This is a genomic window from Shewanella electrica (assembly GCF_022321485.1).
Taxonomy (GTDB): domain Bacteria; phylum Pseudomonadota; class Gammaproteobacteria; order Enterobacterales; family Shewanellaceae; genus Shewanella; species Shewanella electrica.
Genome location: NZ_JAKOGG010000484.1, coordinates 1 through 256, shown reverse-complemented (window position 1 = coordinate 256; position 256 = coordinate 1). Strand labels below are relative to the sequence as shown.

The 256-nt window shown below is 51.6% G+C and carries 1 protein-coding gene; it reads right to left on the bottom strand.

All coding sequences use genetic code 11. The features are described 5' to 3' along the window. Window positions 1–207 (bottom strand): hypothetical protein (locus L9G74_RS24430; RefSeq protein ID WP_500142680.1); only part of this gene is annotated, 207 nt, incomplete at its 3' end. Window positions 208–256: the final 49 nt, after the last annotated feature.

Below are 256 nucleotides of genomic sequence, written 5' to 3'. Positions count from 1 at the left end.
GTACTCATGACTACCGTCCTGGATGCACCCGGAACCAGCCAGCGACGTTATCCACACATCATCCGTTCTCACTGGTTCTTCGTCATCATTTCTGTGCCAAGTCCAGTGAGCATGCGTGGCATTTACTATTTTTAGTTCACCATGCCCAAAGCTTGCTTCCCGGAAGACTGACCAAGCTGTGGGCCAAGCCTTCCCTGTTTCCACCATCCCCAATTGTTATGTGAACAGCCCCACAAGGATCAAGTCCCCCCTTGTA